The 21,918-nt window shown below is 70.1% G+C and carries 20 protein-coding genes; 12 read left to right on the forward strand and 8 right to left on the reverse strand.

Going from position 1 to position 21,918, the window contains the following annotated elements:
• The first annotated feature begins 68 nt into the window (after positions 1–68).
• Together FBY40_RS08325 and FBY40_RS08330 are read left to right on the forward strand one after the other, a co-directional pair.
• Positions 69–1,304, forward strand: coding sequence for a PrsW family intramembrane metalloprotease (locus tag FBY40_RS08325; protein ID WP_141937932.1), 1,236 nt, complete (start codon positions 69–71; stop codon positions 1,302–1,304).
• Positions 1,305–1,487: 183 nt separating this feature from the next.
• Positions 1,488–1,856 carry an FKBP-type peptidyl-prolyl cis-trans isomerase gene (locus tag FBY40_RS08330; RefSeq protein ID WP_141937933.1) on the forward strand — a complete coding sequence of 123 codons (369 nt, stop codon included), beginning with the start codon at positions 1,488–1,490 and terminating at the stop codon, positions 1,854–1,856.
• Here the strand turns inward: FBY40_RS08330 and FBY40_RS08335 are convergent.
• Complete coding sequence (locus tag FBY40_RS08335) at positions 1,840–2,796, reverse strand: DMT family transporter (protein ID WP_235014707.1); 957 nt, start codon at positions 2,794–2,796, stop codon at positions 1,840–1,842. The genes FBY40_RS08330 and FBY40_RS08335 overlap by 17 nt on opposite strands.
• A gap of 210 nt (positions 2,797–3,006) precedes the next feature.
• Here FBY40_RS08335 and rpsO point away from each other — a divergent pair, with 210 nt between their 5' ends.
• Entirely contained in the window at positions 3,007–3,276 is a 270-nt protein-coding gene (gene rpsO, locus FBY40_RS08340; protein WP_017830938.1) for a 30S ribosomal protein S15, read from the forward strand.
• A gap of 314 nt (positions 3,277–3,590) precedes the next feature.
• Positions 3,591–5,105, forward strand: coding sequence for an asparaginase (locus FBY40_RS08345; RefSeq protein WP_160141380.1), 1,515 nt, complete (start codon positions 3,591–3,593; stop codon positions 5,103–5,105).
• Between the two features lie 100 nt (positions 5,106–5,205).
• Here the strand turns inward: FBY40_RS08345 and FBY40_RS08350 are convergent, their stop codons facing one another.
• A complete protein-coding gene (locus FBY40_RS08350) occupies positions 5,206–6,222 on the reverse strand; it encodes an isopenicillin N synthase family dioxygenase (RefSeq protein WP_141937934.1) in 1,017 nt (338 codons plus the stop codon).
• A gap of 88 nt (positions 6,223–6,310) precedes the next feature.
• Entirely contained in the window at positions 6,311–7,498 is a 1,188-nt protein-coding gene (locus tag FBY40_RS08355; RefSeq protein WP_141937936.1) for an acyltransferase family protein, read from the reverse strand.
• Between the two features lie 213 nt (positions 7,499–7,711).
• Between FBY40_RS08355 and FBY40_RS08360 the strand changes: the two genes are divergently transcribed.
• Genes FBY40_RS08360 through FBY40_RS08370 form a run of 3 tightly spaced genes read left to right on the forward strand, consistent with a single transcriptional unit; the run spans position 7,712 to position 10,315 of the window.
• Positions 7,712–8,899, forward strand: coding sequence for an LLM class flavin-dependent oxidoreductase (locus FBY40_RS08360; RefSeq protein WP_141940095.1), 1,188 nt, complete (start codon positions 7,712–7,714; stop codon positions 8,897–8,899).
• 1 nt (position 8,900) lies between these two features.
• Entirely contained in the window at positions 8,901–9,545 is a 645-nt protein-coding gene (locus tag FBY40_RS08365) for an FMN reductase (protein ID WP_141937937.1), read from the forward strand.
• A complete protein-coding gene (locus FBY40_RS08370) occupies positions 9,542–10,315 on the forward strand; it encodes a fructosamine kinase family protein (RefSeq protein ID WP_141937939.1) in 774 nt (257 codons plus the stop codon). The genes FBY40_RS08365 and FBY40_RS08370 overlap by 4 nt, the downstream gene beginning before the upstream one ends.
• A gap of 10 nt (positions 10,316–10,325) precedes the next feature.
• Here FBY40_RS08370 and FBY40_RS08375 read toward each other — a convergent pair whose 3' ends face one another.
• Positions 10,326–10,922, reverse strand: coding sequence for a DedA family protein (locus FBY40_RS08375; protein ID WP_141937940.1), 597 nt, complete (start codon positions 10,920–10,922; stop codon positions 10,326–10,328).
• 141 nt (positions 10,923–11,063) lie between these two features.
• Between FBY40_RS08375 and FBY40_RS08380 the strand changes: the two genes are divergently transcribed.
• Positions 11,064–13,061, forward strand: coding sequence for a glycosyltransferase (locus FBY40_RS08380; RefSeq protein WP_141937941.1), 1,998 nt, complete (start codon positions 11,064–11,066; stop codon positions 13,059–13,061).
• On the opposite strand, the gene FBY40_RS08385 is transcribed toward FBY40_RS08380, so the two are convergent.
• Together FBY40_RS08385 and FBY40_RS08390 are read right to left on the reverse strand one after the other, a co-directional pair.
• Positions 13,062–13,742: a response regulator gene (locus tag FBY40_RS08385; RefSeq protein WP_141937943.1), complete on the reverse strand. Its 681-nt coding sequence runs from the start codon at positions 13,740–13,742 to the stop codon at positions 13,062–13,064.
• Positions 13,739–14,998, reverse strand: coding sequence for a sensor histidine kinase (locus FBY40_RS08390; protein WP_141937944.1), 1,260 nt, complete (start codon positions 14,996–14,998; stop codon positions 13,739–13,741). The genes FBY40_RS08385 and FBY40_RS08390 overlap by 4 nt, the downstream gene beginning before the upstream one ends.
• Positions 14,999–15,175: 177 nt before the next feature.
• Between FBY40_RS08390 and FBY40_RS08395 the strand changes: the two genes are divergently transcribed.
• Positions 15,176–16,618, forward strand: a complete 1,443-nt coding sequence (locus FBY40_RS08395) for a cation:dicarboxylate symporter family transporter (protein ID WP_141937946.1) — start codon at positions 15,176–15,178, stop codon at positions 16,616–16,618.
• Positions 16,619–16,682: 64 nt separating this feature from the next.
• On the opposite strand, the gene FBY40_RS08400 is transcribed toward FBY40_RS08395, so the two are convergent.
• On the reverse strand, positions 16,683–16,877 hold the full coding sequence (locus tag FBY40_RS08400) for a hypothetical protein (protein ID WP_235014709.1): 195 nt from the start codon (positions 16,875–16,877) through the stop codon (positions 16,683–16,685).
• A 333-nt stretch (positions 16,878–17,210) separates the two neighbouring features.
• Here FBY40_RS08400 and FBY40_RS08405 point away from each other — a divergent pair, with 333 nt between their 5' ends.
• The 3 genes from FBY40_RS08405 to FBY40_RS08415 all read left to right on the forward strand — a co-directional run bounded on the left by FBY40_RS08405 (position 17,211) and on the right by FBY40_RS08415 (position 21,404).
• A complete protein-coding gene (locus FBY40_RS08405; RefSeq protein ID WP_141937947.1) occupies positions 17,211–19,469 on the forward strand; it encodes a polyribonucleotide nucleotidyltransferase in 2,259 nt (752 codons plus the stop codon).
• Positions 19,470–19,667: 198 nt separating this feature from the next.
• Complete coding sequence (locus FBY40_RS08410; protein WP_141937949.1) at positions 19,668–20,705, forward strand: aldo/keto reductase; 1,038 nt, start codon at positions 19,668–19,670, stop codon at positions 20,703–20,705.
• A gap of 96 nt (positions 20,706–20,801) precedes the next feature.
• Positions 20,802–21,404 (forward strand): histidine phosphatase family protein, encoded by a 603-nt coding sequence (locus FBY40_RS08415; RefSeq protein ID WP_141937950.1) that lies wholly within the window; start codon positions 20,802–20,804, stop codon positions 21,402–21,404.
• Between the two features lie 43 nt (positions 21,405–21,447).
• Here FBY40_RS08415 and FBY40_RS08420 read toward each other — a convergent pair whose 3' ends face one another.
• Positions 21,448–21,918, reverse strand: a complete 471-nt coding sequence (locus tag FBY40_RS08420) for a GNAT family N-acetyltransferase (protein ID WP_141937952.1) — start codon at positions 21,916–21,918, stop codon at positions 21,448–21,450.

The following is a 21,918-nucleotide window of genomic DNA, read 5'->3' on the forward strand; positions in this document are numbered from 1 at the left end:
CCTTCCACGGTATACGCAAACGGGCGGGCTCCCCTCGGCGCGGTGCGCGCCCGCATAGGCTGTTCGCCATGACGAACTCGGCCGGTCCCGGGGGCGGACGCCCCTCGCTCCTTCCCCCGGCATTCCCCTCGGTCTTGGCTCAGCCGCAGGTCGCCTACGGGGCCTCGATCCCACAGGCGCGGGTCTCACCCGAACCGGTGCCGATCCCCACCACCGGCGCGGCCCTGCCCCGCACCGGGCGCACCGCGCCGCTGTGGATTGCCGCGCTGCTGGCGCTGATCCTCATCGCGCTCGTCGGCTACTTCCTCAACGCCCTCGGACCCGCGGCGTCCCTCATCGGCGGGGCCGCGGCACTGATCCCGCTCGTGGGCGTCCTGTTCGCCATCCGGCTGATCGACCGGTGGGAGCCCGAGCCCCGCGGCCTCATGGTGCTCGCGGTCGCTTGGGGCGCGATCGCATCGGTCGGGATCGCCCTGGGCGTCGACCTGCTGCTGGGCCTGGTGTTCGGGTTCGGCTCGACGCCGCTCGGCGACGTGCTGTCGACGGTGGTCCAGGCGCCGGTCGTCGAGGAGGTCGCCAAGGGCCTCGGGGTGCTCCTGATCTTCCTCACCGCCCGCCGGGCCTTCGACGGCCCTGTCGACGGCATCGTCTATGGCGCGCTCGTCGGTGCGGGATTCGCCTTCACCGAGAACATCCAGTACTTCGGCATCGGGTTCATCGAGGGGGGCGTCGCCGACGTCTCGCAGATCTTCTTCCTCCGCGGCATCCTGTCCCCGTTCGCGCACGTGATGTTCACCAGCGTCATCGGGTTCGCCCTGGGCCTCGCGGCCCGCCGGAGCGGCCGGGTGCGCGACGCGATGGGTCCCTTCCTCATGGGGCTCGCCGGCGCCATCCTGCTTCATGCGTTCTGGAACGGTTCGGCGGTCTTCGGAGACTTCTTCGGCCTCTACCTGACCCTCCAGGTGCCACTGTTCATCCTCTTCATCGTGGGAATCCTGGGGCTCCGTCGGGAGGAGGCCCGCCTCACCCGGGAACGACTGTCCGATTACGCCACGGCGGGATGGTTCACCTCCCAGGAGGTCGACATGCTCGCCACCGGTGCGGGTCGCCGCGCCGCACTGGCGTGGGCGGCGGGGCTTCGGGGCGATCGCACGGCGACGATGAAGGGCTTCATCCACGACGCCACCGCGCTCGCAGCCGCCCGTCAGCGTTCGATCACCGGGCGCGACCCACGTGCCGCCGAGGACGAGCACGTCCTCCTCGCGCGGGTCAGCGCCGCGCGCGCCGCGCTGTTCGCCCCCTGATCGGGGGAGGCCGGCGGCGGCCCGGACAGAACTCAGCGCCCGGTGCCGCGGCGATGCCTGCGTGTCTACCGGGCGCTGAGTCGGCCTGCCATCAGGATGCCGAGCCGCGCCTGCGGCTGTCAAGACCCCGTCCGCCACGCCGGTCGCGTTGACCGGGAGCGGCGCCTCGGCTTGGATGGAGCCATGACGGATGACCGCACCAAGCCCGAGATCGACGCCCCCGCCGGACCCGCCCCCAGTGAGCTGGAGATCCGCGATCTGATCGTGGGGGAGGGCGCGGAGGCCCGCCCCGGCGACCAGGTGACCGTCCACTACGTCGGTGTCGAGTTCGACTCCGGTGAGGAATTCGACTCGTCGTGGAACCGGGGCGAGAGCATCCAGTTCCCGCTTCGCGGTCTCATCCAGGGGTGGCAGGACGGCATCCCCGGCATGCGGGTCGGCGGACGGCGCGAGCTCGTCATCCCCCCGCGACTGGCCTACGGCGAGGGTGGCGGACACTTCCTGGGCGGGAAGACCCTCATCTTCGTGATCGATCTCATCGCCGTCGGCTGAGCCGGTTCCGCGCGCCGACCAGGCGCACGCGGCCCTGCGCGAGGAGGATGCCCGCGAACACGACGAGCGCGCCTACCGGCTCGTTCCAGCTCAGACGCTCCCCGAGGATGAGGATGCCGAGGGCGACGCCGATGACGGGGGTGATGTAGGTCACCGTCGACGCGCGCGTCGGGCCCCAGGCCCGGACGACGTTCTGGTTCCAGATGTACGCCAGGCCCGTCCCGAAGGCGCCGAGGAGGATCAGACTCAGCACGATCGCCGGCGTCAGCTGCACCGGAGCCCACGCGATCGCCGGTGTCAGCACGATCATGATCACCGCGGCGATGCCGATGTTGAGGAACGAGAACGTCAGCGCCGACATCCCGGTGTGGGCGACGAATCGCCGCATGTAGGCGAGGCTGAATCCGTAGCACGCGGTCGCCCCGAGGATCGCCAGCTGCGCCACGACGCTCTGCGAGAGATCCAGGCCCTGCCAGGGTCCGATGATGACGACCACGCCCACGATGCCCACCGCGATCCCGGTGACCTGCTCGCGGTTGAGTCGCTCGACGCGCAGGAGGAGTCCCGCCATGATCGCCGTCATGATGGGTGTCGTGGCGTTGTAGATGCTGGCGAGCCCCGACGTGACGTGCTGCTGCGCCCACGAGAACAGCAGGAACGGGATGACGCAGAACGTCAGCGCCAGGACCGTCATGTGTCCCCAGATCCGGAGCGAACGAGGCAGCCGCTCGCGTCGGACCGCGACGAGGACTCCGAGCGCGAGCGCGCCGAGGACCAGGCGTGCCCACGCGACCTGACCCGGCCCGACGCCTTCGAGGGCGACTTTCATGAAGAGGAAGCTCGAACCCCACACGACCCCGGCGAGAGTGAACTGCAGCACGATCATCCCCGGCAGTCGCGAGATCTTCGCGGACTCGGTCGCGAGCTCATCGGTGGTCATGTCGCGACCCTACGGCGCGCGTCGGCGCCGAGACAGCGCGGCCGAGCGCATCGTCCGTTTTCCGCCGGTAGCCGACCGTTCGGCTACGCGTCGTCACGGCGGGGGAGGACTGGTAGACTCGTGCAGTTGCCGTTGGATCGGCCGCGGATAAAGAGAGCTCACGCATCAGGCGTCGGGCACCGCGCAATGAGGAGAAAGGGGATCCCATCTATGGCACTCGAAGCAGACGTCAAGAAGGCGATCATCGAAGAGTACGCGACGCACCCCGGTGACACCGGATCCCCCGAGGTGCAGGTCGCGATGCTGACGCAGCGCATCAAGGACCTCACCGAGCACCTCAAGGAGCACAAGCACGACCACCACTCGCGTCGTGGGCTGTTCCTGCTCGTCGGTCAGCGCCGCCGTCTGCTCGGCTACCTCCAGGACATCGACATCGCGCGCTACCGCTCGCTGATCGAGCGCCTGGGGCTGCGCCGCTAATCGCGTCCCGCGTTCAATCGCGCAAAACGTTCTTGTGAGAGCCGCCCGAGGTGTCGGGCGGCTCTCTTCTTTTGTGCGTGGCGGTCCTGCGCACGACGTGTCATCGGGTCGTTCGTTCTCGGAAACATCCCTGACATTCGCCTGAATAGGCTGTGAAGCACCGGACACCCCCTCCGGCACGGCTCCACCCCTCATCGCTCCTGCGTCCCCCACGCCGTCCCGGATGCGCCTTCCCGGGCTGGGCGTGAGCCTGCCCTCCGACGTCGCGGCGATGTCGTCGTGGTGCCGTCAGGTCCCCTGGAAGGAACGCTTCGTTGACCACCCTCGCCTCCCCCGCAGCATCCCGCTGGCGGCGCGTCCTCGCGCTCGCCGTCGCAGGCGTGCTCGCCGCCTCCGGAGCGGTCATCGCGACCGCCGCACCCACCCCCGCCCGCGCCGTGACGGCCGGCGACAAGCCCAAGGTCGTCGTCGTGGCGACCGGGGGAACGATCGCAGGTCGTGCCGATGGCCGCGACACCTACACCGACTACCGGGCCGGCACGTATCCGATGGCCGACCTCCTCGGCGTCATCCAGCCGGAAGTCTCGGCATTCGCCGACGTGGAGGTCGTGCAGTTCGGCAACTCCGGGTCCGGCGGCTACACCATCCCGCAGTACCGCGAGCTGAGCCTGACGGTGCAGGGCGCGCTCGCCGACGCCGACGCGGTGGTCGTCACCACGGGAACGGACACGATGGAGGAGTTCGCGTACTGGCTCGATCTGACGGTGCAGAACAAGAAGCCCGTCGTGATCACCGGTGCGATGCGGCCGTGGGCCGCCGGCGCGACGGCGAGTGAGTCGATGGTGCTCGGGGCCGACGGTCCGGCCAACCTCCTCCAGGCGATCCGACTCGCCGCCAGCCAGGCCACGTTCTGCTTCGGCACCGTCCTGATGCTCAACGACGAGATCCACGCCGCCCGGGACGTCACCAAGGGCAACTCCACTCGCAACGACACCTTCGTCACGCGGATGTCCGGTGTTCTGGGGTGGATCGACGGATCGTCCGTGATCGTCAACCGGGCCCCCGCCCGGGTGCTGGACTGCGCCAGCGAGGAGTGGTTCACCCCGTTCGACCTCGAGACCGTCTCAGCGGCGGACCTTCCCCGTGTCGAGATCTTCTACAACTATCAGCAGGCCGGTGGAGAGGCGATCAGCGCCTTCGCGGCGGCGGGCGTGAAGGGCATCGTCACCGCGGGGACCGGGGCGGGCGGCATCGCGTCGGCCGCAGGGCAGGCCCGCACCGCGGCGGTCAACAACCAGGGAGTCTGGTTCGTCAGCACCACGCGCACCGGCAGCGGCACCGTGGACAGCGGTACGGGCAACATCATCCCCGGGGGCGATCTGCTGCCGCAGAAGGCACGTCTGCTTCTGCTGCTCAGCCGGACGTTCACCGAGGACGTCTCCGTCGCCCGCGAATGGTTCGCGACCCTCGGCGCGCCCTCGTTCGACTCCTCGGCCCTGGCCGCGTCGGTCGATCCGACCCCCGGCGGCGCCGAGCCCGAGCCGACCGAGGAGCCCACGCCCGAGCCGACCGGTGAGCCGACGGGTGAGCCCACCGGTGAACCGTCGGATGAGCCGAGTGAAGAGCCCACGGCGGAGCCGACACCGGATGCCACCGAGACGCCCGCAGCGGGCGCCGTCGCCGGCGCCGGAGGCGGCGACGGCCTGGCCAACACGGGCCTTGCGGGGATCGGTGGTCTCTCCCTCGCAGCCCTCCTGCTCATCGCGGTCGGCGCGATCACCTACCTGCGGCGTCGCCGCCGGCTGGCGGAGCACATGCTGACCCACTGATCGCAGACCCGAGAGTGCGACTGCGCGCCGAGAGTGCGGGGTGACCCCGGATTCTCGGCGCGCAGATGCATTCTCGCGGCCACAGGCGCGAGAGGGTGGGTCAGGAGGAGGAGCGGGCTTCGAGCAGGTCGGCGTGCCACCGCTCGGCGACATCGGGATGCGCCCGCAGCCGCGACTTCAGCGCGTTCTCGCCGAACAGCGAGTGGATCGGGTTCGAGGGGTCTTCGGTGACGCCCTTGGCCTGAGCGGCCAGTTCCGCGGGCAGCTCGACGAGCGGCAGCGCGGCGTCCAGGGCGGGGTTGAAGAAGAAGGGCACCGAGATGCGGTCGTCGGGGAAGCGCGGCGAGATCACCCGGTGATTGGTGGCGACGAGGTAGCCCTGCGTGGCGTACTCCATCATCTCGCCGATGTTCACCACGAAGGCCCCCGGCACAGCCGGAGCGTCCACCCATTCGCCCTCGCGCTCCACCTGCAGGCCGCCCTTGCCGGGCTCGACCCACAGCAGCGTCAGCACGCCGGAGTCCTTATGCGCGCCCACGCCCTGCTGCGGCTCCGGCTCGGTGGTGCCGGGGTAACGCACGATCTTGATCAGGCTCGCCGGTTCGCCGAAGTGCCGTTCGAAGTGGTCGGCCTCGGCGCCGAGAGCCAGTGCCCACTGCTGGAGCAGCACGCGGGAGATCTCGGTGAGCTTGTCGTGCCACTCGGTGACGACCTCGCGCAGCTCCGGCTGCGCCGCCGGCCAGAGGTTGGGTCCCGTCAGCCGGTGGAAGGCCGCCGCATCCGGATCGGTGACGGGTTCCCGCTCGGGTCCGATGTCGATCTGCTCACGCCAGTCGACCTTGCCCTGCGTGCGCTCGCCGCCGATGCGGGTGTAGCCGCGGAAGTGCGGGCTGTTGAGATTCTCGATCGCCAGCTTGTCGGCCTCGGGCAGATCGAAGAACGCCCGCGCCGCGGTGTGCAGACGGTCCTCGAGCTCAGGACCGACCCCTGTGCCGGTGAGGTAGAAGAAGCCGACGCGGTGAGTGGCCTCGCGGAGCTCGTCGCGGAAGGCGGCGGCTTCGTCGGGTCCGGCGTCGAGACGGGAGAGGTCGAGGATCGGCAGCGACAGGTCGGTCATGGCGACAGGCTACGTCGACGGAACAGGTGCCTCGCGCCGTATTACGCCGACGTCGTCACACTGTGACAGCCGCACCGCCCCGGAGCGTTCAGAGCGGCCCGCGAGCATCGTGCGGCGGGGCGACGGGGCCTGCCCGCGGCGGCTCCGGTGGTCGGCGCGACCCGGTGGGGTCGGACCGTCGTCCCTCCGACGCCGCGAGCGAGGGATCGGCGAAGAGCCAGCGAGGTCGCGGTTCGATCAGGGGGCGGAAGATCCGCCGCACCGGCTTCGTGGCAAGTCCCAGCGCGATGCCGACCGACAGCAGGCACACCAGCGGCAGCCACAGCCAGGTCGGCTCGAGGCCGCGGAGCACCCCCGACTCGCGGAACGGGTAGAGCACGAAGGAGTGGAGCAGATAGACGTACATGGTGTACTGCCCGAAGTGGGTCCACCACTTCTGTCCGCGGGGAACGAGGATGAATAGGGCTGTGGAGAGGACCAGGGCGACCACCATCAGAGCGATCCGCACGCCCCCCGCCCACCACTGGGTTCCGCCCAGGTCGGCGTAGGAGTCGTCGTAGAAGAACCATGTCGCGAGGTTCATCTGCTTCCACTCGTCGACGAAGAACCACGCCGCCCAACCGGCCACGGCGAAGCTCGCGACGGCGGCGGGGAAGGTCCACCAGGGTCGACGGTCCAGCAGCTGCAGCCGTTCGATGATCCGGCGCTCGCGGAGCCACCAACCGAGGGTGAAGAACGGCAGGAGTCCGAGCGTGCGGGACAGGGAGAAGGTGGAGTCGATGTTCGGCAGATATCCCGCGCCGATCGAGATCAGGACGGTCCACGCCAGCGGCCACTTCAGGAGTGCGAGGTAGGGGAGCACGAGGCGGAAGATGCCGAGCGCGAGGAGGAACCACAGCGTCCAGGACGGGCGGGTGAGGTTCGGGTCGGCCTGACCTTCCACGATCCACTTCGTGAGGACCCAGAGGCCCTCGAAGATCACGTAGGGCACGACGATGTCGGTGAGCACGCGCGCCATCTGGCGCTTCCCCGGCGCATCCGACTTCGAGAAGTACCCCGAGATCAGCGCGAACGCCGGCATGTGGAAGGCGTAGATGAGCAGGTACATCGACAGGGCGATGTCGGAGTCGTAGGTGAGTCGCTGAATCGCGTGCCCGAGGACGACCAGGACGATGCAGACGAATCGCGCATTGTCGAAGAAGGGCGTGCGACGCTTCGTGCGCGTCGTACCGGTCGTCGGGGTGGCTGCCGTGGGTGGCGCGCTGTTGCCGGACATGGTCACCTCCCCGGGACGAGATCAGACTAGCCCTCCCCGGCCCGCGAACCGGCCCCGGTCCCGCGCGGCTCGGTGACCCCGGATGTGTCGGGAATAGCCTGGGACGGCCGGCGTTGTAGCAGATACATTCAATTGCATGTACTCAACGGGAGCGGATGACCGCGCGCGGCGAGAGAGCGGAGAAGAGACGTGAACACCTCCACCTGGTCGGGAATGCAGTTCGGCATCTTCACGGTGAGCGACATCACCGAGGATCCGACGACCGGGCGCACCCCGAGCGAATCCGAGCGCATCCAGGCGACCATCGCGATCGCCCGCCACGCCGAGGAGGTCGGGCTGGACGTCTTCGCCCTCGGCGAGCACCACAATCCTCCGTTCTGGTCATCGTCGCCGACCACGACGCTGGCCTACATCGCCGCCCAGACCGAACGGCTCATCCTCTCCACGGCGACCACGCTGATCACCACGAACGACCCCGTGAAGATCGCCGAGGACTACGCGATGCTGCAGCACGTGGCCCAGGGGCGGGTCGACCTGACCCTCGGCCGCGGGAACACGGGCCCGGTCTATCCGTGGTTCGGCAAGGACATCCGTCAGGGCCTGCCCCTGGCGATCGAGAACTACGCCCTCCTCCACAAGCTCTGGCGCGAGGACGTCGTGGACTGGGAGGGGCGCTTCCGGACTCCCCTGCAGGGCTTCACCTCGACCCCGCGACCTCTCGACGGCGTGGCTCCGTTCGTCTGGCACGGGTCGATCCGCACCCCCGAGATCGCCGAGCAAGCCGCCTACTACGGTGACGGCTTCTTCGCCAACAACATCTTCTGGCCGAAGGAGCACTACCAGCGCCTCATCTCGCTGTACCGTCAGCGCTTCGCCCACTACGGCCACGGCGCCCCCGAGCAGGCGATCGTGGGTCTGGGCGGCCAGGTGTTCATGGCGAAGAATTCCCAAGACGCCGTCAAGGAGTTCCGCCCGTACTTCGACAACGCCCCGGTCTACGGTCACGGACCGAGCCTGGAGGACTTCAGCGAGATGACGCCCCTCACCGTCGGCTCACCGCAGCAGATCATCGACCGCTACGCGGGGATGCGCGAGCACTACGGCGATTATCAGCGTCAGCTCTTCCTCATCGACCACGCCGGCCTGCCGCTGAAGACGGTGCTCGAGCAGCTCGACATCCTCGGCGGCGAGGTGGTTCCGGCGCTCCGGCGCGAGCTGGCCGCCGGCCGCCCGGCGAACGTCCCCGACGCGCCCACTCATGCCGCACGCGTCGCCGCGGCCTACGCCGGGGCCCCGGCGCCGCAGGCGGTTCCCCACGCGAACCGCGGCGACAACCTCGCCGGCGGACCGAGCCCCTACCGCCAGCCCGCCGCAGCCGGCGCCTCCCGGACGGGGGAGTGAGATGACTTCCCGCCGCATCGCCGTGATCTCCGCCGGTCTGTCCAGTCCCTCCTCCACACGCCTCCTGGCCGATCGCCTCGCGACGGCCGCGGTGCGCGAACTCGGCGGAGCGGGCGACGAGGCGGTCACCGACGTCTTCGAACTCCGCGACCACGCCCACGCCATCACCGACAACCTCCTCACCGGCTTCGCACCCCCGAAGCTGGAGACGATGATCAACGCCGTCGCCTCGGCCGACGGACTCATCGCCGTGACGCCGATCTTCTCCACCAGTTACTCGGGTCTGTTCAAGTCGTTCATCGATGTGCTCGACCCCGATGCGCTCACCGGGAAGCCGGTGCTCCTCGGGGCGAACGCCGGCACCGCGCGGCATTCGCTCGCGATCGACTACGCCATCCGGCCGCTGTTCACCTACCTCCACGCCGCACCCGTTCCCACCGGGGTCTTCGCCGCATCCAGCGACTGGGGCGGTGCCGGCGATCAGGTCTCGCCGCTCGGGGAGCGCATCGACCGCGCCGCGCAGGAGTTCGCCGCCGCGGTCGCCGCCCGGCCCGCGGCCTCCGCGTCGGATCCCTTCGATCCCGCGAATTTCCTCGGAGAGGGGCGCTCCTTCGGGCACCTGCTCGGCGGGCTCGCGGGAGAGTGAGCCCGGACGGGCGGTCGATCTTCCGCAAGGAGCGCCACGGCGCTCCGGACGGCTTCTTCGCCGCTGAGGCCGCGGGCCTGGCGTGGCTCGCCGATGCGGGCGGTGTACGCACCGCCCGCGTCGTGAACGTGGCGGCGGAGGCCATCGAACTCGAGCGTCTCGAGACCGTGGATCCCGATCGTGCCACGGCGAGAGCCTTCGGCGCGGCACTCGCAATCACCCACGACGCCGGGGCTCCCGCCTTCGGGTCGCCACCCCCGGGAATCATCGCGCTCTTCATCGGGGTACGGCCGCAGCCCGCGGCTGCCGAGGAATCGTGGGGGACGTTCTACGCGCGTGACCGGGTTCTGCCGTTCCTGCCGCTGGCGCTGGCCGCGGGCTCGGTCACCGAGGCCGAGGCCGACATCGTCCGCGAGGCGTGCGCGGCGATCGCGGCGGGCGTGTTCGACGACGACGACGCGCCGGCGCGGCTGCACGGCGACCTGTGGCACGGCAACGTGCTGTGGACTCCGGGCGGCGTCGTCCTCATCGACCCGGCAGCCCACGGCGGACACCGTGAGACCGATCTGGCGATGCTCGACCTCTTCGGCTGCCCGTTCTTCGACGAGATCATCGCCGGCTACGAAGAACGTCGCCGCCTCGCGCCCGGGTGGCGCGACCGCCTCCCCCTCCACCAGCTCCATCCGCTGGCCGTTCACGCCGCGGGGCACGGTCGCCACTACGGCCGGGCACTGACGGATGCCGCGCAGCACACGCTCGCGCTGGCGTGACGTCTGCCTCTCACCGATCTGTCGGGAGTGCCCGACGCGCGAAGAGCCGGTCGATGACGAGGCCGAGAAGGAGCGCGACCACCACCGACACCACGACCGCCACCACCGGCCCCCCGGGGACGACGGCTGCCACGATGGCACCGACGAGAGACTGGTAGACGGCCCAGCCGAGGGCGGCGAGGCCCGCCACCACGAGGTACCGGGGCGCAGGCACACGGGAGGCTCCGGCGGTCAGATTCACCGCGAGGCGGGCGAACGGCACGAAACGGGCGGTGAAGAGCACCACCGCCGTCCGGCGACGAAGGCGTTCCCCGACCGCGTGCAGCGCCCCGCGGACGCGCCGACCGCGCATCCACCGCCATCGCTCGAGGCCGATGGTGCGCCCGATGAGGTAGCAGAGGGCGTCGCCGGCGAGCGCGGCAATCGCCGCCACTGCGATGACCGCGAGGAGCGGCGGGGCACCGTGGACCACCGCCAAGGCCCCGAGTGCGGTCACAGCGACCTCGCCGGGGATGACCACGAGGAAAGCGTCGCCGAGGACCAGCGCCGCCATCACCACGAGCGACCATGGGTTCTCCGAGATGCCGGCCAGCAGATCGTCGATCACATTTTCGTGGGTACCAGCGGCCGGTGAACGGCGACCGAACGGAGGACGACCGGTGACGCACCGCCGTGCGGACGGTGAATTCTCGACGACAGGGTGCGGCGCGGCATCCCCCGGAACGACCGTCCGCGCGATGGTGGATGCGTGAGAGTCGCGGTCATCGCCGAGTCCTTCCTTCCCCATATGAACGGGGTCACCGGTTCCGTGCTGCAGGTCCTCCGTCATCTGTCGGAGGCCGGGCACGAGATCCTCGTCATCGCCCCGCGGGCCGGGGGCGCCCCCGATGACGCAGTGGTCGCGGGTCTGCAGGGCGCCGACGCTCGGCTGCTGCGCTCGGTGCCGCTGCCGTCCTATCCCGAGGTGCGGGTGGTCTTCGCGCGCGCCGCCCGCCTCGCCGGCATCCTTCGGGCATTCCGCCCCGATGTGGTGCATCTCGCCTCGCCCTTCGTGCTGGGGTGGCAGGGTGTGGTCGCCGCCGATGCCCTGCGGGTGCCGACCGTGGCGGTCTACCAGACCGATGTGGTCGCCTACGCCGAGAAATACGGGATGCCGCGGGCCACGGCTCTGGTCCGTTCCCACGTCGCCCGGCTGCACCGACGTGCGACATTGACCCTCGCCCCGTCGACGGCGTCGATGGCCCAGCTCGGCGACCTCGGGGTGGATCGCGTGCGTCGGTGGGGGAGGGGCGTCGACACCGAGCTGTTCCACCCGGCGCAGCGGAACGACCACTGGCGTGCCCGGATCGCGCCGGGTCGGCGCATCGTCGGCTACGTCGGTCGGCTCGCGCCCGAGAAGCAGGTGGTCGATCTCCGCGCACTCCGCGACCTGCCGGACACCACCCTCGTCATCGTCGGCGACGGTCCGTCTCGGCCCGCGCTGGAGGCAATGCTGCCCGACGCCGTCTTCACCGGGCACCTCCGGGGCGCCGCCCTCGCCAGGGCGCTGGCGAGCTTCGACGTGTTCGTCCATCCCGGCGAGAGCGAGACCTTCGGCCAGACGATCCAGGAGGCTCTCGCCAGCGGCGTGCCCGTCGTCGCCACCGGCACCGGTGGCCCGGTCGACCTCGTGCGCTCGAGCGTGGACGGTTGGCTGTACCGGCCCGGTGATCTCGACGACCTCCGCGTCCGCGTGGCCGACCTCCTCGGCGACGAGGCCAAGCGGTCGGCCTTCGCCGCCGCCGCGGCGGACGCGGTGCGCGCGCGCAGCTGGGCTGCCGTGTGCGACCAGCTTCTCGAGCACTACGAGGAGGCCCGCAGGCTGCGCCCGATCGACGATGCCCAGTTCGTCCGGGGGGTCGGTCGTCTCGCCGCCGCTCCGGCGCCCGTGATCGCGGCGCCCCGCTGGACCCGATTCGTCGCCCTGGGGGATTCGCTGACCGAAGGCCTCTGCGACTCCTCGCGCATGCCGTCCGGAGAGTTCCGAGGGTGGGCCGACCGCCTCGCCGAGCTTCTGGCCCGCTCCCGGGGAGCGGAGGAGACCACCCCGCTGCAGTATGCCAACCTGGCCGTCCGCAGCCGCCGGGTCCGCGATGTCACCGCCGAGCAGGTGCCGCGCGCGCTGGCGATGAAGCCCGACCTGGTGTCGATCCTCATCGGCGCGAACGACCTGGTCGGCTCCCGCACCGATCCGGCCGCTCTCGCCGACGATGTCGCCGACGCGGTGCGCCGCCTGCGTGAGAAGGACATCGACGTCCTCCTGGTGACCCCGTTCCTTCCGCGGCGCCCGGGTGCGCGACTGTTCTCCCGGCGTTTCGCCCGCTACGCCGACCAGCTGCGACGCGTGGCGTCGGAGACCGGGGCGGTGCTCCTCGACCTCGATGCCCATCCCGCGATCGGCGAGGTCGGCTTCTGGGCCGACGACAGGGTGCACCTGCGCTCCCGCGGACATCGTTTCCTCGCCTACCGGGCCGCCGAGGCACTCGGGGTCCCCGATGCCGAGGCCCTCGGGCGGCTCGACGAGGCGCTCCACGCCGACGACGAACCGCCCGCCGTCGGCAGTTGGCTTCGTCGCGATGCGCTGCCGTGGGTCTGGCGGAGGCTGCGCGGGAAGACCGCCGGTGACGGGCTCAGCGCCAAACACGCCGACTATGTGCAGGTCGGAGGTGGGGGGACCGCGCAAGCGCGCCTGATCGGACGCTTCTGATCAGCTGCGCCAGCGGTACTCCGACTCGGGCCGCCCCCGCCCGTGGTAGCGGGGGAGCCGCTCGACGCGTCCGGCTTCGGCGAGGTGCTCCAGGTACCGACGAGCCGACACACGCGACAAACCCGTCTGCTCGGCGGCTTCCACCGCCGAGAGCGGACCGTCGTGGCGCACGGCCCGCGCGACCCGTTCGAGGCTCTCCGCCGACAGCCCCTTGGGCAGGACGGTCATCGCCGGGGGCCGGAGGGCCCCCAGAAGCCCGTCGATCTCCTCCTGCGTGGCCGTTCCGGCAGCATCCGATGCCCTTCGCCGGAAATCGAGGTACTGCCGGAGGCGCTCGGCGAGCATGGCGAAGGTGAAGGGCTTCACCAGGTACTGGGCGACCCCGAGAGCGACCATCTGCCGCACGATGTCGGCGTCGCGGACGCCCGTGACGGCGATCACATCGACCGCGACGCCGCGGGCGCGCACGTGCCGCAGCACATCGACCCCGGTGCCGTCGGGCATCGTGACATCCAGGAGCACGAGATCGATGACGCCCGGAGCCGCGTCGAGGATCGCCGACACCGCCGATCTCGCGTCATGGCACTCGCCGATGACCTCGAACCCGTCGATCCGCTCCAGGTGACGTCGGTGCACGTCGATGGTCAGCGGGTCGTCGTCCACCAGCAGGACGCCGATCATCGCGGCCTCGCCGGCAGGACGACGTCGAACGTCGTCGGGTCGTCGGTGATGCGGATGCTGCCGCCCGCGCCGTCCACGATGGCGCGCACCAGCGCGAGGCCCACGCCTCGGCCCTCGGCGCCGGCGGGTTTGGTGGAGAAGCCGTGCGCGAAGATGCGCTCGCGGTCGGCCGGATCGATGCCGGCTCCGCTGTCGGCGACCCGGATCCGCAGCGAACCGCCGGGCACGGGGTCGAACTCGACGCGCACCCAGCGGGGCGAGGGCCCGGTGGCCGCGGCGTCGACGGCGTTGTCGATGAGGTTGCCGACCACCGACACGGCGTCGATCGGGGTCAGCGTGCTGCGCGGGGCGTCGGGCGCGATCCGGGCGTCCCACGCGACGTTGCGCTCGCGCGCCTGGGCGGCCTTGCCCAGCAGGAGCGCCCCGACGGTGGGGTCGCCGTCGCGGCGGGCGGTGACCTGGTCGACGAGCGACTGGCTCTGCCGCGAGGTCTCGGTGAGGATCTCCACCGCCTCCTGGGTGCGGCCGAGCTCGAGCAGCGACACCGCGGTGTGCATGCGGTTGCCGTGCTCATGGGTCTGGGCGCGCAGTGCCTCGCCGAGGGTGCGCACCGATTCGTACGACGCCACCGCGTCGCGGATCGTTCCGGCCGGGAGGTCGCCTGCGACCCGTCGCAGCTGACGCCGGGCGATGACGGCTCCGACGAGCCCGGCAGCCAGCAGCAGCAGCGCGATGCCGGCCACGAACGGCAGTCGGGACAGGATCTCCGCGGAGATGCTCCCGAGGGTGAGTCCGACCGCGACCCAGCCCACCAGGCGTCCGTCGGAGAGGATCGGCGCGATCGTGCGCACCGACGGTCCGAGCGTGCCGACGAACTCCTCGGTCAGCGTCGCCGGCTCCGCGGGGATGGTGCCGAGGTAGGCGCGGCCGATCTCGGCCGGATCCGGGTGGGTGACCCGAGTGCCGTCGGGCGTCATGATCACGACGAAGTCGAGCTCGGACTCCCTGGTGACGCGCTCGGCCACCGGTTGCAGGGAGGAGGTCGCGGCGGCGTCGCCGACGGCGGTCTCGACCTCGGGGAGTGCGGCGAGGGTCGCAGCCACGGTGCGGGTGACCTCCTCGGCCTCCGAGCGCTCCGATCCCTGCGCGTCCACGACGAGGACTCCGACGAGGATGAGCACGATCGCCACGACCGACGCCGCGACCGTCGCGAACACGCGTGACGCCGCGCTCGCCGGGGCTGGCAGCCGGGCCATGGCACTCCTCATCGATCGCCGTGTGCGTCCATCCTGCCCCCGATTCCACGTCTGTCCGTTGCTCGCGCGGCGACCAATACGACCACAAATCGACCGCGCGACCCGACGGGGGGACGCTGACTCAGGACGCGGACGATTCGCGTCGATGTGGACAACGACCGTTCCCTGGAGGCGATGATGGCTCTCTCACCACGCACGACGACGTTCCTTCTCCCGCGGTTCTCCGCCCGCCGCGGCAAGCAGGCATGGGACAAGCACACGTGGCTTTACGTCTCCGTCATCTCCGCCGTCGTCCTCGGCGCGATCGTGGGGCTCGTCTGGCCCGAATTCGGCATGGCGCTCAAGCCCCTGGGCGCGGCGTTCGTGTCGCTGATCAAGATGATGATCGCCCCGATCATCTTCTGCACGATCGTGGTGGGGGTCGGCGCCATCGCCAAGGCGGCGACCGTCGGCAAGATCGGCGGCCTCGCGCTTGTGTACTTCATGGTGATGTCTACCTTCGCCCTGGCGATCGGTCTCGTCGTCGGAAACCTCATCCACCCCGGCGCGGGTCTGGACATGGCCGGCGCCAGCTATGAGTCCACCGCCGAGGCGAAGACCACCGAGGAGTTCATCCTCGGCATCATCCCGACGACGTTCTTCTCCGCGTTCACCGGTGAGAACGTCCTCCAGGTGCTGTTCATCGCGCTCCTGGTCGGTTTCGCGCTCCAGCAGATGGGCGAGAAGGCGGCGCCGATCATGTCCGCAGTGAAGAACCTGCAGGCGCTGGTCTTCCGGATCCTCGGCATGATCCTCTGGCTCGCACCGATCGGCGCCTTCGGCGCGATCGCGGCGGTCGTCGGAGCGACGGGAGTGGGCGCCATCATCGCGCTCGGCACGCTCATGGTCGCCTTCTACATCACCTGCGCGATCTTCATCATCGCCATCCTCGGAACGCTCCTGTGGGTCGTGACGCGGGTGAACCTTTTCAGCCTGATGAAGTACCTCGGGCGCGAGTACCTCCTGATCGTCGGCACCTCCTCGTCGGAGTCGGCGCTGCCGCGCCTCATCGCCAAGATGGAGCACCTCGGCGTCTCCAAGCCCGTGGTCGGCATCACGGTCCCGACCGGCTATTCCTTCAACCTGGACGGCACTGCGATCTACCTCACCATGGCCTCCCTGTTCATCGCCACCGGCATGGGCGCCCCGATGTCGATCGCCGAGCAGATCGGCCTCCTGGTCTTCATGATCATCGCCTCCAAGGGTGCTGCGGGCGTGACCGGAGCGGGGCTCGCGACCCTCGCCGCCGGCCTCCAGGCCTACCGCCCCGACCTCGTCAACGGCGTCGGCGTCATCGTCGGCATCGACCGGTTCATGTCGGAGGGTCGCGCGGTGACGAATTTCACCGGCAACGCCGTCGCCACCGTGCTGATCGGTGCGTGGACGAAGGAGTTCGACGCCGCCAAGGCCCGCCGCGTCCTGGCGGGCGAGGTGCCCTTCGACGAGTCCACCCTCGCGGGACACGACCACGACGGGCTCTCCGACGCCCCCGACGCCGTCGGAGTGGCAGAGCTAAAGGAGGCCGTGATCGATCAGGCCTCAGCCCAGGAGCGGGAGCGCCGGGCCCTGGTCGGTCGCTGAGTCCGCCCGCAACACGCGAAGCCCCACCGGTCGCCCGGTGGGGCTTCGTCGCGTGTTCGGAGAGTCAGGGCTCCAGGTGACCGCTCTCGATCGCCGCCTCGCGCTCCTCGGCGATGAGGTCGTCGGTGTCGTCTTCGACCCGCTCGAGAGGATCGATCGTGGGCGGCGGAAGCTCGAGGTCGGCGTCGTCGTCGAGAGGGACGGGCCGCTCGTCGTCGGAGTGGGTCTCGCGGAAGTCGCCGATGCCGTGGGTCTCCATGTCGGCATCGTAGGCACGTCCGGTCGGGCCGCGCCAGGGGTGTGCGGCGCCCGACGCTGATAGGATCGGGAGGGTTGCCCCCGGGCATCCGCTCAATTCCATACGAGCACCGTGCTGCACAGCACACCGGAGCAGGCCGGCAGGAAGCTGGTCCCCTGAGGTGGAATCCCCGTCGCGACGATGAAGATCATCCCGCCGGGTGCTCTTCTTCTGGTGACCAGCGCTGGCGAGAATCGCGGCTCTGCCGCGCGCTGAGATCTGCCTGTTCCTGCTCCTTCGCATGCACTCGTGCGCCGCTCGGCGCGCGAGCCTAAACAAAGAAGGAGAGACCTCTTGGAAGGTCCTGAAATCACCGCCGCTGAAGCCGTTCTCGACAACGGCCGCTTCGGCACCCGTACCGTCCGGTTCGAGACCGGTCGACTCGCGCAGCAGGCGCAGGGCGCCGTCGCCGCGTACCTCGATGAGGAGACGATGCTCCTCTCGGCCACCAGCGCCGGCAAGCACCCCCGGGAAGGGTTCGACTTCTTCCCGTTGACCGTCGACGTCGAGGAGCGCTCCTACGCCGCCGGCAAGATCCCCGGCTCGTTCTTCCGCCGGGAAGGTCGCCCCTCCACCGAGGCGATCCTCGTCTGCCGTCTGATCGACCGGCCCCTGCGTCCCTCGTTCGTCGAGGGGCTGCGCAACGAGGTCCAGATCGTCGTCACGGTGCTCTCCATCGCACCCGGTGAGTTCTACGACGCCCTCGCGATCAACGCCGCGTCGGCGTCGACGCAGATCTCGGGTCTGCCCTTCTCGGGCCCCATCGCCGGCGTGCGCCTCGCGCTCGTCCCCGGCCAGGGTGAGCACCCCGACCAGTGGGTGGCGTTCCCGAACACCCGTGTGCTCGAGCAGGCCGTCTTCGACCTCGTCGTCGCCGGGCGTGTGCTCGATGACGGCGACGTCGCCATCATGATGGTCGAGGCCGAGGCCACCGAGCACTCGTGGAACCTGATCCAGGGCGGTGCCACCAAGCCCAGCGAGGAGATCGTCGCGCAGGGTCTCGAGGCCGCCAAGCCCTTCATCAAGGAGCTCGTCGCCGCACAGACGAAGCTCGCCAGCACCGCCGCCAAGGAGATCCAGCCCTACCCGGTGTTCCTGCCCTACTCGCAGGAGACGTACGACTTCGTCGCCGCTCGTGCGTACGACGAGCTCAAGGGCATCTACCAGGTCGCCGACAAGCAGGAGCGCCAGAGCGCCGACGACGCGCTGAAGGAGCGGGTGCGCGGCGAGCTCATCGCCGCCGTCGAGGCGGGGGAGCTCCCGGCCGTCGCGACGATCGAGTTCTCCGCCGCCTACAAGTCGGTCACGAAGCTCATCGTCCGCAGCCGGATCCTCACCGACGGTGTCCGCATCGACGGACGCGGCCTGGCCGACATCCGTCCCCTGGATGCCGAGGTGCAGGTCATTCCGCGCGTGCACGGCTCCGCGGTTTTCCAGCGCGGTGAGACCCAAATCCTGGGTGTCACGACGCTGAACATGCTGAAGATGGAGCAGCAGATCGACTCGCTGTCGCCGGTCACCCACAAGCGGTACATGCACCACTACAACTTCCCGCCCTACTCGACCGGCGAGACCGGTCGCGTCGGATCGCCCAAGCGTCGCGAGATCGGGCACGGCTTCCTCGCCGAGCGCGCGCTCGTGCCGGTGCTGCCGGCCCGCGAGGAGTTCCCGTACGCCATCCGCCAGGTCTCCGAGGCGCTGAGCTCCAACGGATCGACCTCGATGGGCTCGGTCTGCGCGTCGACCCTCTCGCTGCTCAACGCCGGTGTGCCGCTGCGCGCACCGGTCGCGGGCATCGCGATGGGCCTCGTCTCGGACGTGGTCGACGGCCAGACCCGCTATGCCGCGCTCACCGACATCCTCGGCGCCGAAGACGCTCTCGGCGACATGGACTTCAAGGTCGCCGGCACCCGTGAGTTCGTCACCGCGATCCAGCTCGACACCAAGCTCGACGGCATCCCGTCGTCGGTGCTGTCGGCTGCCCTGCAGCAGGCGCGCGATGCGCGTCTGACGATCCTCGACGTGCTGAACCAGGCGATCGACGCGCCCGACGAGATGGCGCCCACCGCGCCCCGCGTCATCAGCGTGCAGATCCCCGTCGACAAGATCGGTGAGCTGATCGGCCCCAAGGGCAAGACGATCAACGCCATCCAGGACGAGACCGGCGCCGACATCTCCATCGAGGAGGACGGCACCGTCTACATCGGTGCCGTCGACGGGCCGTCCGCCGAGGCCGCCCGCGCGCAGGTCAATGCGATCGCGAACCCGACCAACCCCGAGATCGGTGACCAGTTCCTGGGCACCGTGGTGAAGATCGCGACCTTCGGCGCGTTCATCTCGCTGCTCCCGGGCAAGGACGGCCTGCTCCACGTCAGCGAGGTCCGCAAGCTCGCCGGCGGCAAGCGCGTCGAGAACGTCGAAGACGTGCTCGGCGTCGGTCAGAAGCTCCTGGTGCGCATCACCAAGGTCGATGACCGCGGGAAGCTCTCGCTCGAGCCGGTGCTCGAGGAGACCGAAGCGGCCGAGGCCGCACCGGTCACCGCCGACGCCTGAGCGACACACCCCTGACGGATGCCCGTCCCTCGTCATGAGGGGCGGGCATCCGTGTCTTCCGGATCTTTCGTGATGAAACCGTTACGTGAAGTTCACCGACAGGGCACCGCAATGGCGGGCGGGGTCGGAGGCACCCCCTACCCTCGAAGTACGCGTCGGGGGGCGCGTCACGCGACAGGACGTCGTGAGGGGGTGCGTATGTCGAACCGGGGCACCGAGCTTGTCTCGTCGCGACGACAGCGCCGTAAAGAGCTGCCGGCTTCCGCGCTGCATCCGTCCGCACCGATTCCCGTTCAGGGCCCGGGCGTGGGTGCCGGCGTCCGCGTCCCGCTCGGCGACGCCGGCGCGCAGATCTTCCCCCTCATCCTCGGTGCTGCCGAATTCGGCTGGAACGTCGATCTCGAATCCAGTCACGCCATCCTCGACACCTACGCCGAGCTCGGCGGAAACGCCGTGCACACCGCCGACACCTACTCCAGCGGTCGCAGCGAGCACATCGTCGGCCAGTGGGTGCATTCCCGGGGTCTGCGCGATGAGGTCGTGCTCATGGTGCGGGTCGGAGGACACCCCGACAATCCCGGTCTCGGACCCGTCGATCTCGTCCGCAGCGTCGAGGCCTCGCTCAGTCGGCTGCGCACCGATCGGATCGATGTGCTCACCCTCGACGCCGCGGCCGACAGCGTGACAGCTCTGGAAGACACGCTGGCCACGGCCGAGTGGCTCGCCGAGGCCGGCAAGATCCGCGCTCTGGGCGGTGTCGGCTATACCGCGGCGCAACTGGTCGAGGCCCGCATCCTCTCGTCCGCGGGCTACCCGCGCATCACGGTGCTCGACGTCCCGTTCAACATCCTGAGACGGCACGAGTTCGACGCTGATCTCCGCCTCGTCGCCAGCGCGCAGGGGATGTCGGTGACCGCGTCGCACGCGCTGGAGCACGGCTTCCTCGCCGGTCGATACCGCAGCCGCTCCCGCGGTGGGCTGTCGGCCCGGGGTGCACAGCTCGCGGCGAGCCTGAATCGGCGCGGCACGCGGGTGCTCCGAGCGCTCGACGAGGTGGGAGCAGACCTCGGTCTGCCCGATGCTGCGGTCGCGGTGGCGTGGCTGCTGGCGCAGCGGCTGGTGACCGCGCCGGTCGTCAACGCCTACGCCCCCGAGCACGTCGAGGAGCTGGTGCAGGGTGTCGGCGTCCATCTCAGTCGCGCCCAACTCGCCGAGATCGCCCGCGCGGCCGAGTGATGCGGTGACGCGCGGCCGCGATCGACCGCAACGCGATGCGCTGACGTAGGCTGGGAGAGCGCCGTCCGGCGCCCAGCCCCGACGAAGTGAGCGAGCGTGACGCACTACCTCTACCTCGTGCGCCACGGCGAACATCTGGACGCCGAGCACGGACTCGTCGACGGGCCGCTGTCGCCGCGCGGGCGCCGCCAGGCCGCTCTCCTGGCCGACCGACTCTCGGGTGTGCCGTTCGACGCGGTCTGGCACTCGCCGTTGGAGCGCGCCGCGCAGACGGCGCGTGCGGTCTCGGAGCGGATGCCGTCGCTGTCTCCCGAGCCCTCGGCGCTGCTGTTCGACTGCGTTCCCACGGGCCTGTGCGAGGACACTCCCGCGGTGTACGAGCCCTTCTTCGGAGGAGTGACCGAGGCGGAGGTCGAAGCGGGCCGCGCACAGATGGCCGACGCCGTCAGCGAGTTCCTGGCCCGCAAGAGCGGCGAGGTGCATGAGCTCCTCATCACCCACAACGCCGTCATCGCCTGGTTCGTCCGCGAGGTGCTTCAGACGCCGGAGTGGCGATGGATGACGCTCAATCAGGCTCACTGCGGGCTGACGGTGCTCGCCCAGAAGCAGGGCAGACCGTGGACGGTGCTGTCGCACAACGACATGGCGCACCTGCCCTTCGAACTGCGGACCGGCCTTCCCGAGGTGTACCCGGTCTGAGTGCCGGGCGCCCCCGCCGATGGAGGTGGGGCACGCGCGATCCTCAGGCGAGGGGCTTCCCCAGCCAGACCGTCGCGTTCGGGTTGTCGTTGTAGGCCTCGATCGGGGCGTACCCCGCGGCGGCATAGAGACGCGCGGCCGGTCGCAGGGTGTGATGGGTGTCGAGAACGACCTCCGCCGCGCCGAAGGCGGCCGCGCGGTGTTCGAGGTCGGCCAGCAGCATCCGCCCCCACCCGCGCCCGCGGGTCGCGGGCGCGAGGTAGAGGTGCTTGACCTCGAAGCGCGGGCCGAGAGGCCCGGGGTCGATCGCTCGGACACCGCCGCAGCCGACGGCGGTGCCGGCGTCGTCCGTGACGATCACGAACACACCGCGGGGCGGCTCGAACACCTCCGACGCCGGAAACACGGTGGTGTAGGTGTTGCCGGGGAAGGTGTCGGCCCGGGTGCGGAAGTAGTCGGTCAGGAGGGACCGGGCGACGGGGTCGTCGACGGATGTCGCGATGAGCTCGACCAT

It is taken from the genome of Microbacterium sp. SLBN-154 (genome assembly GCF_006715565.1).
GTDB lineage: Bacteria > Actinomycetota > Actinomycetes > Actinomycetales > Microbacteriaceae > Microbacterium.

Bases quoted from the DNA above. Each gene is read 5' to 3' on its own strand.
- FBY40_RS08420 (WP_141937952.1), bottom strand. From the start codon at position 21,918: ATGGTCGAGCTCATCGCGACATCCGTCGACGACCCCGTCGCCCGGTCC.
- FBY40_RS08410 (WP_141937949.1), top strand. From the start codon at position 19,668: ATGTCGAACCGGGGCACCGAGCTTGTCTCGTCGCGACGACAGCGCCGT.
- FBY40_RS08350 (WP_141937934.1), bottom strand. From the start codon at position 6,222: ATGACCGACCTGTCGCTGCCGATCCTCGACCTCTCCCGTCTCGACGCC.
- FBY40_RS08330 (WP_141937933.1), top strand. From the start codon at position 1,488: ATGACGGATGACCGCACCAAGCCCGAGATCGACGCCCCCGCCGGACCC.
- rpsO (WP_017830938.1), top strand. From the start codon at position 3,007: ATGGCACTCGAAGCAGACGTCAAGAAGGCGATCATCGAAGAGTACGCG.
- FBY40_RS08365 (WP_141937937.1), top strand. From the start codon at position 8,901: ATGACTTCCCGCCGCATCGCCGTGATCTCCGCCGGTCTGTCCAGTCCC.
- FBY40_RS08395 (WP_141937946.1), top strand. From the start codon at position 15,176: ATGGCTCTCTCACCACGCACGACGACGTTCCTTCTCCCGCGGTTCTCC.
- FBY40_RS08355 (WP_141937936.1), bottom strand. From the start codon at position 7,498: ATGTCCGGCAACAGCGCGCCACCCACGGCAGCCACCCCGACGACCGGT.
- FBY40_RS08325 (WP_141937932.1), top strand. From the start codon at position 69: ATGACGAACTCGGCCGGTCCCGGGGGCGGACGCCCCTCGCTCCTTCCC.
- FBY40_RS08390 (WP_141937944.1), bottom strand. From the start codon at position 14,998: ATGGCCCGGCTGCCAGCCCCGGCGAGCGCGGCGTCACGCGTGTTCGCG.
- FBY40_RS08400 (WP_235014709.1), bottom strand. From the start codon at position 16,877: ATGGAGACCCACGGCATCGGCGACTTCCGCGAGACCCACTCCGACGAC.
- FBY40_RS08335 (WP_235014707.1), bottom strand. From the start codon at position 2,796: ATGACCACCGATGAGCTCGCGACCGAGTCCGCGAAGATCTCGCGACTG.
- FBY40_RS08385 (WP_141937943.1), bottom strand. From the start codon at position 13,742: ATGATCGGCGTCCTGCTGGTGGACGACGACCCGCTGACCATCGACGTG.
- FBY40_RS08360 (WP_141940095.1), top strand. From the start codon at position 7,712: ATGCAGTTCGGCATCTTCACGGTGAGCGACATCACCGAGGATCCGACG.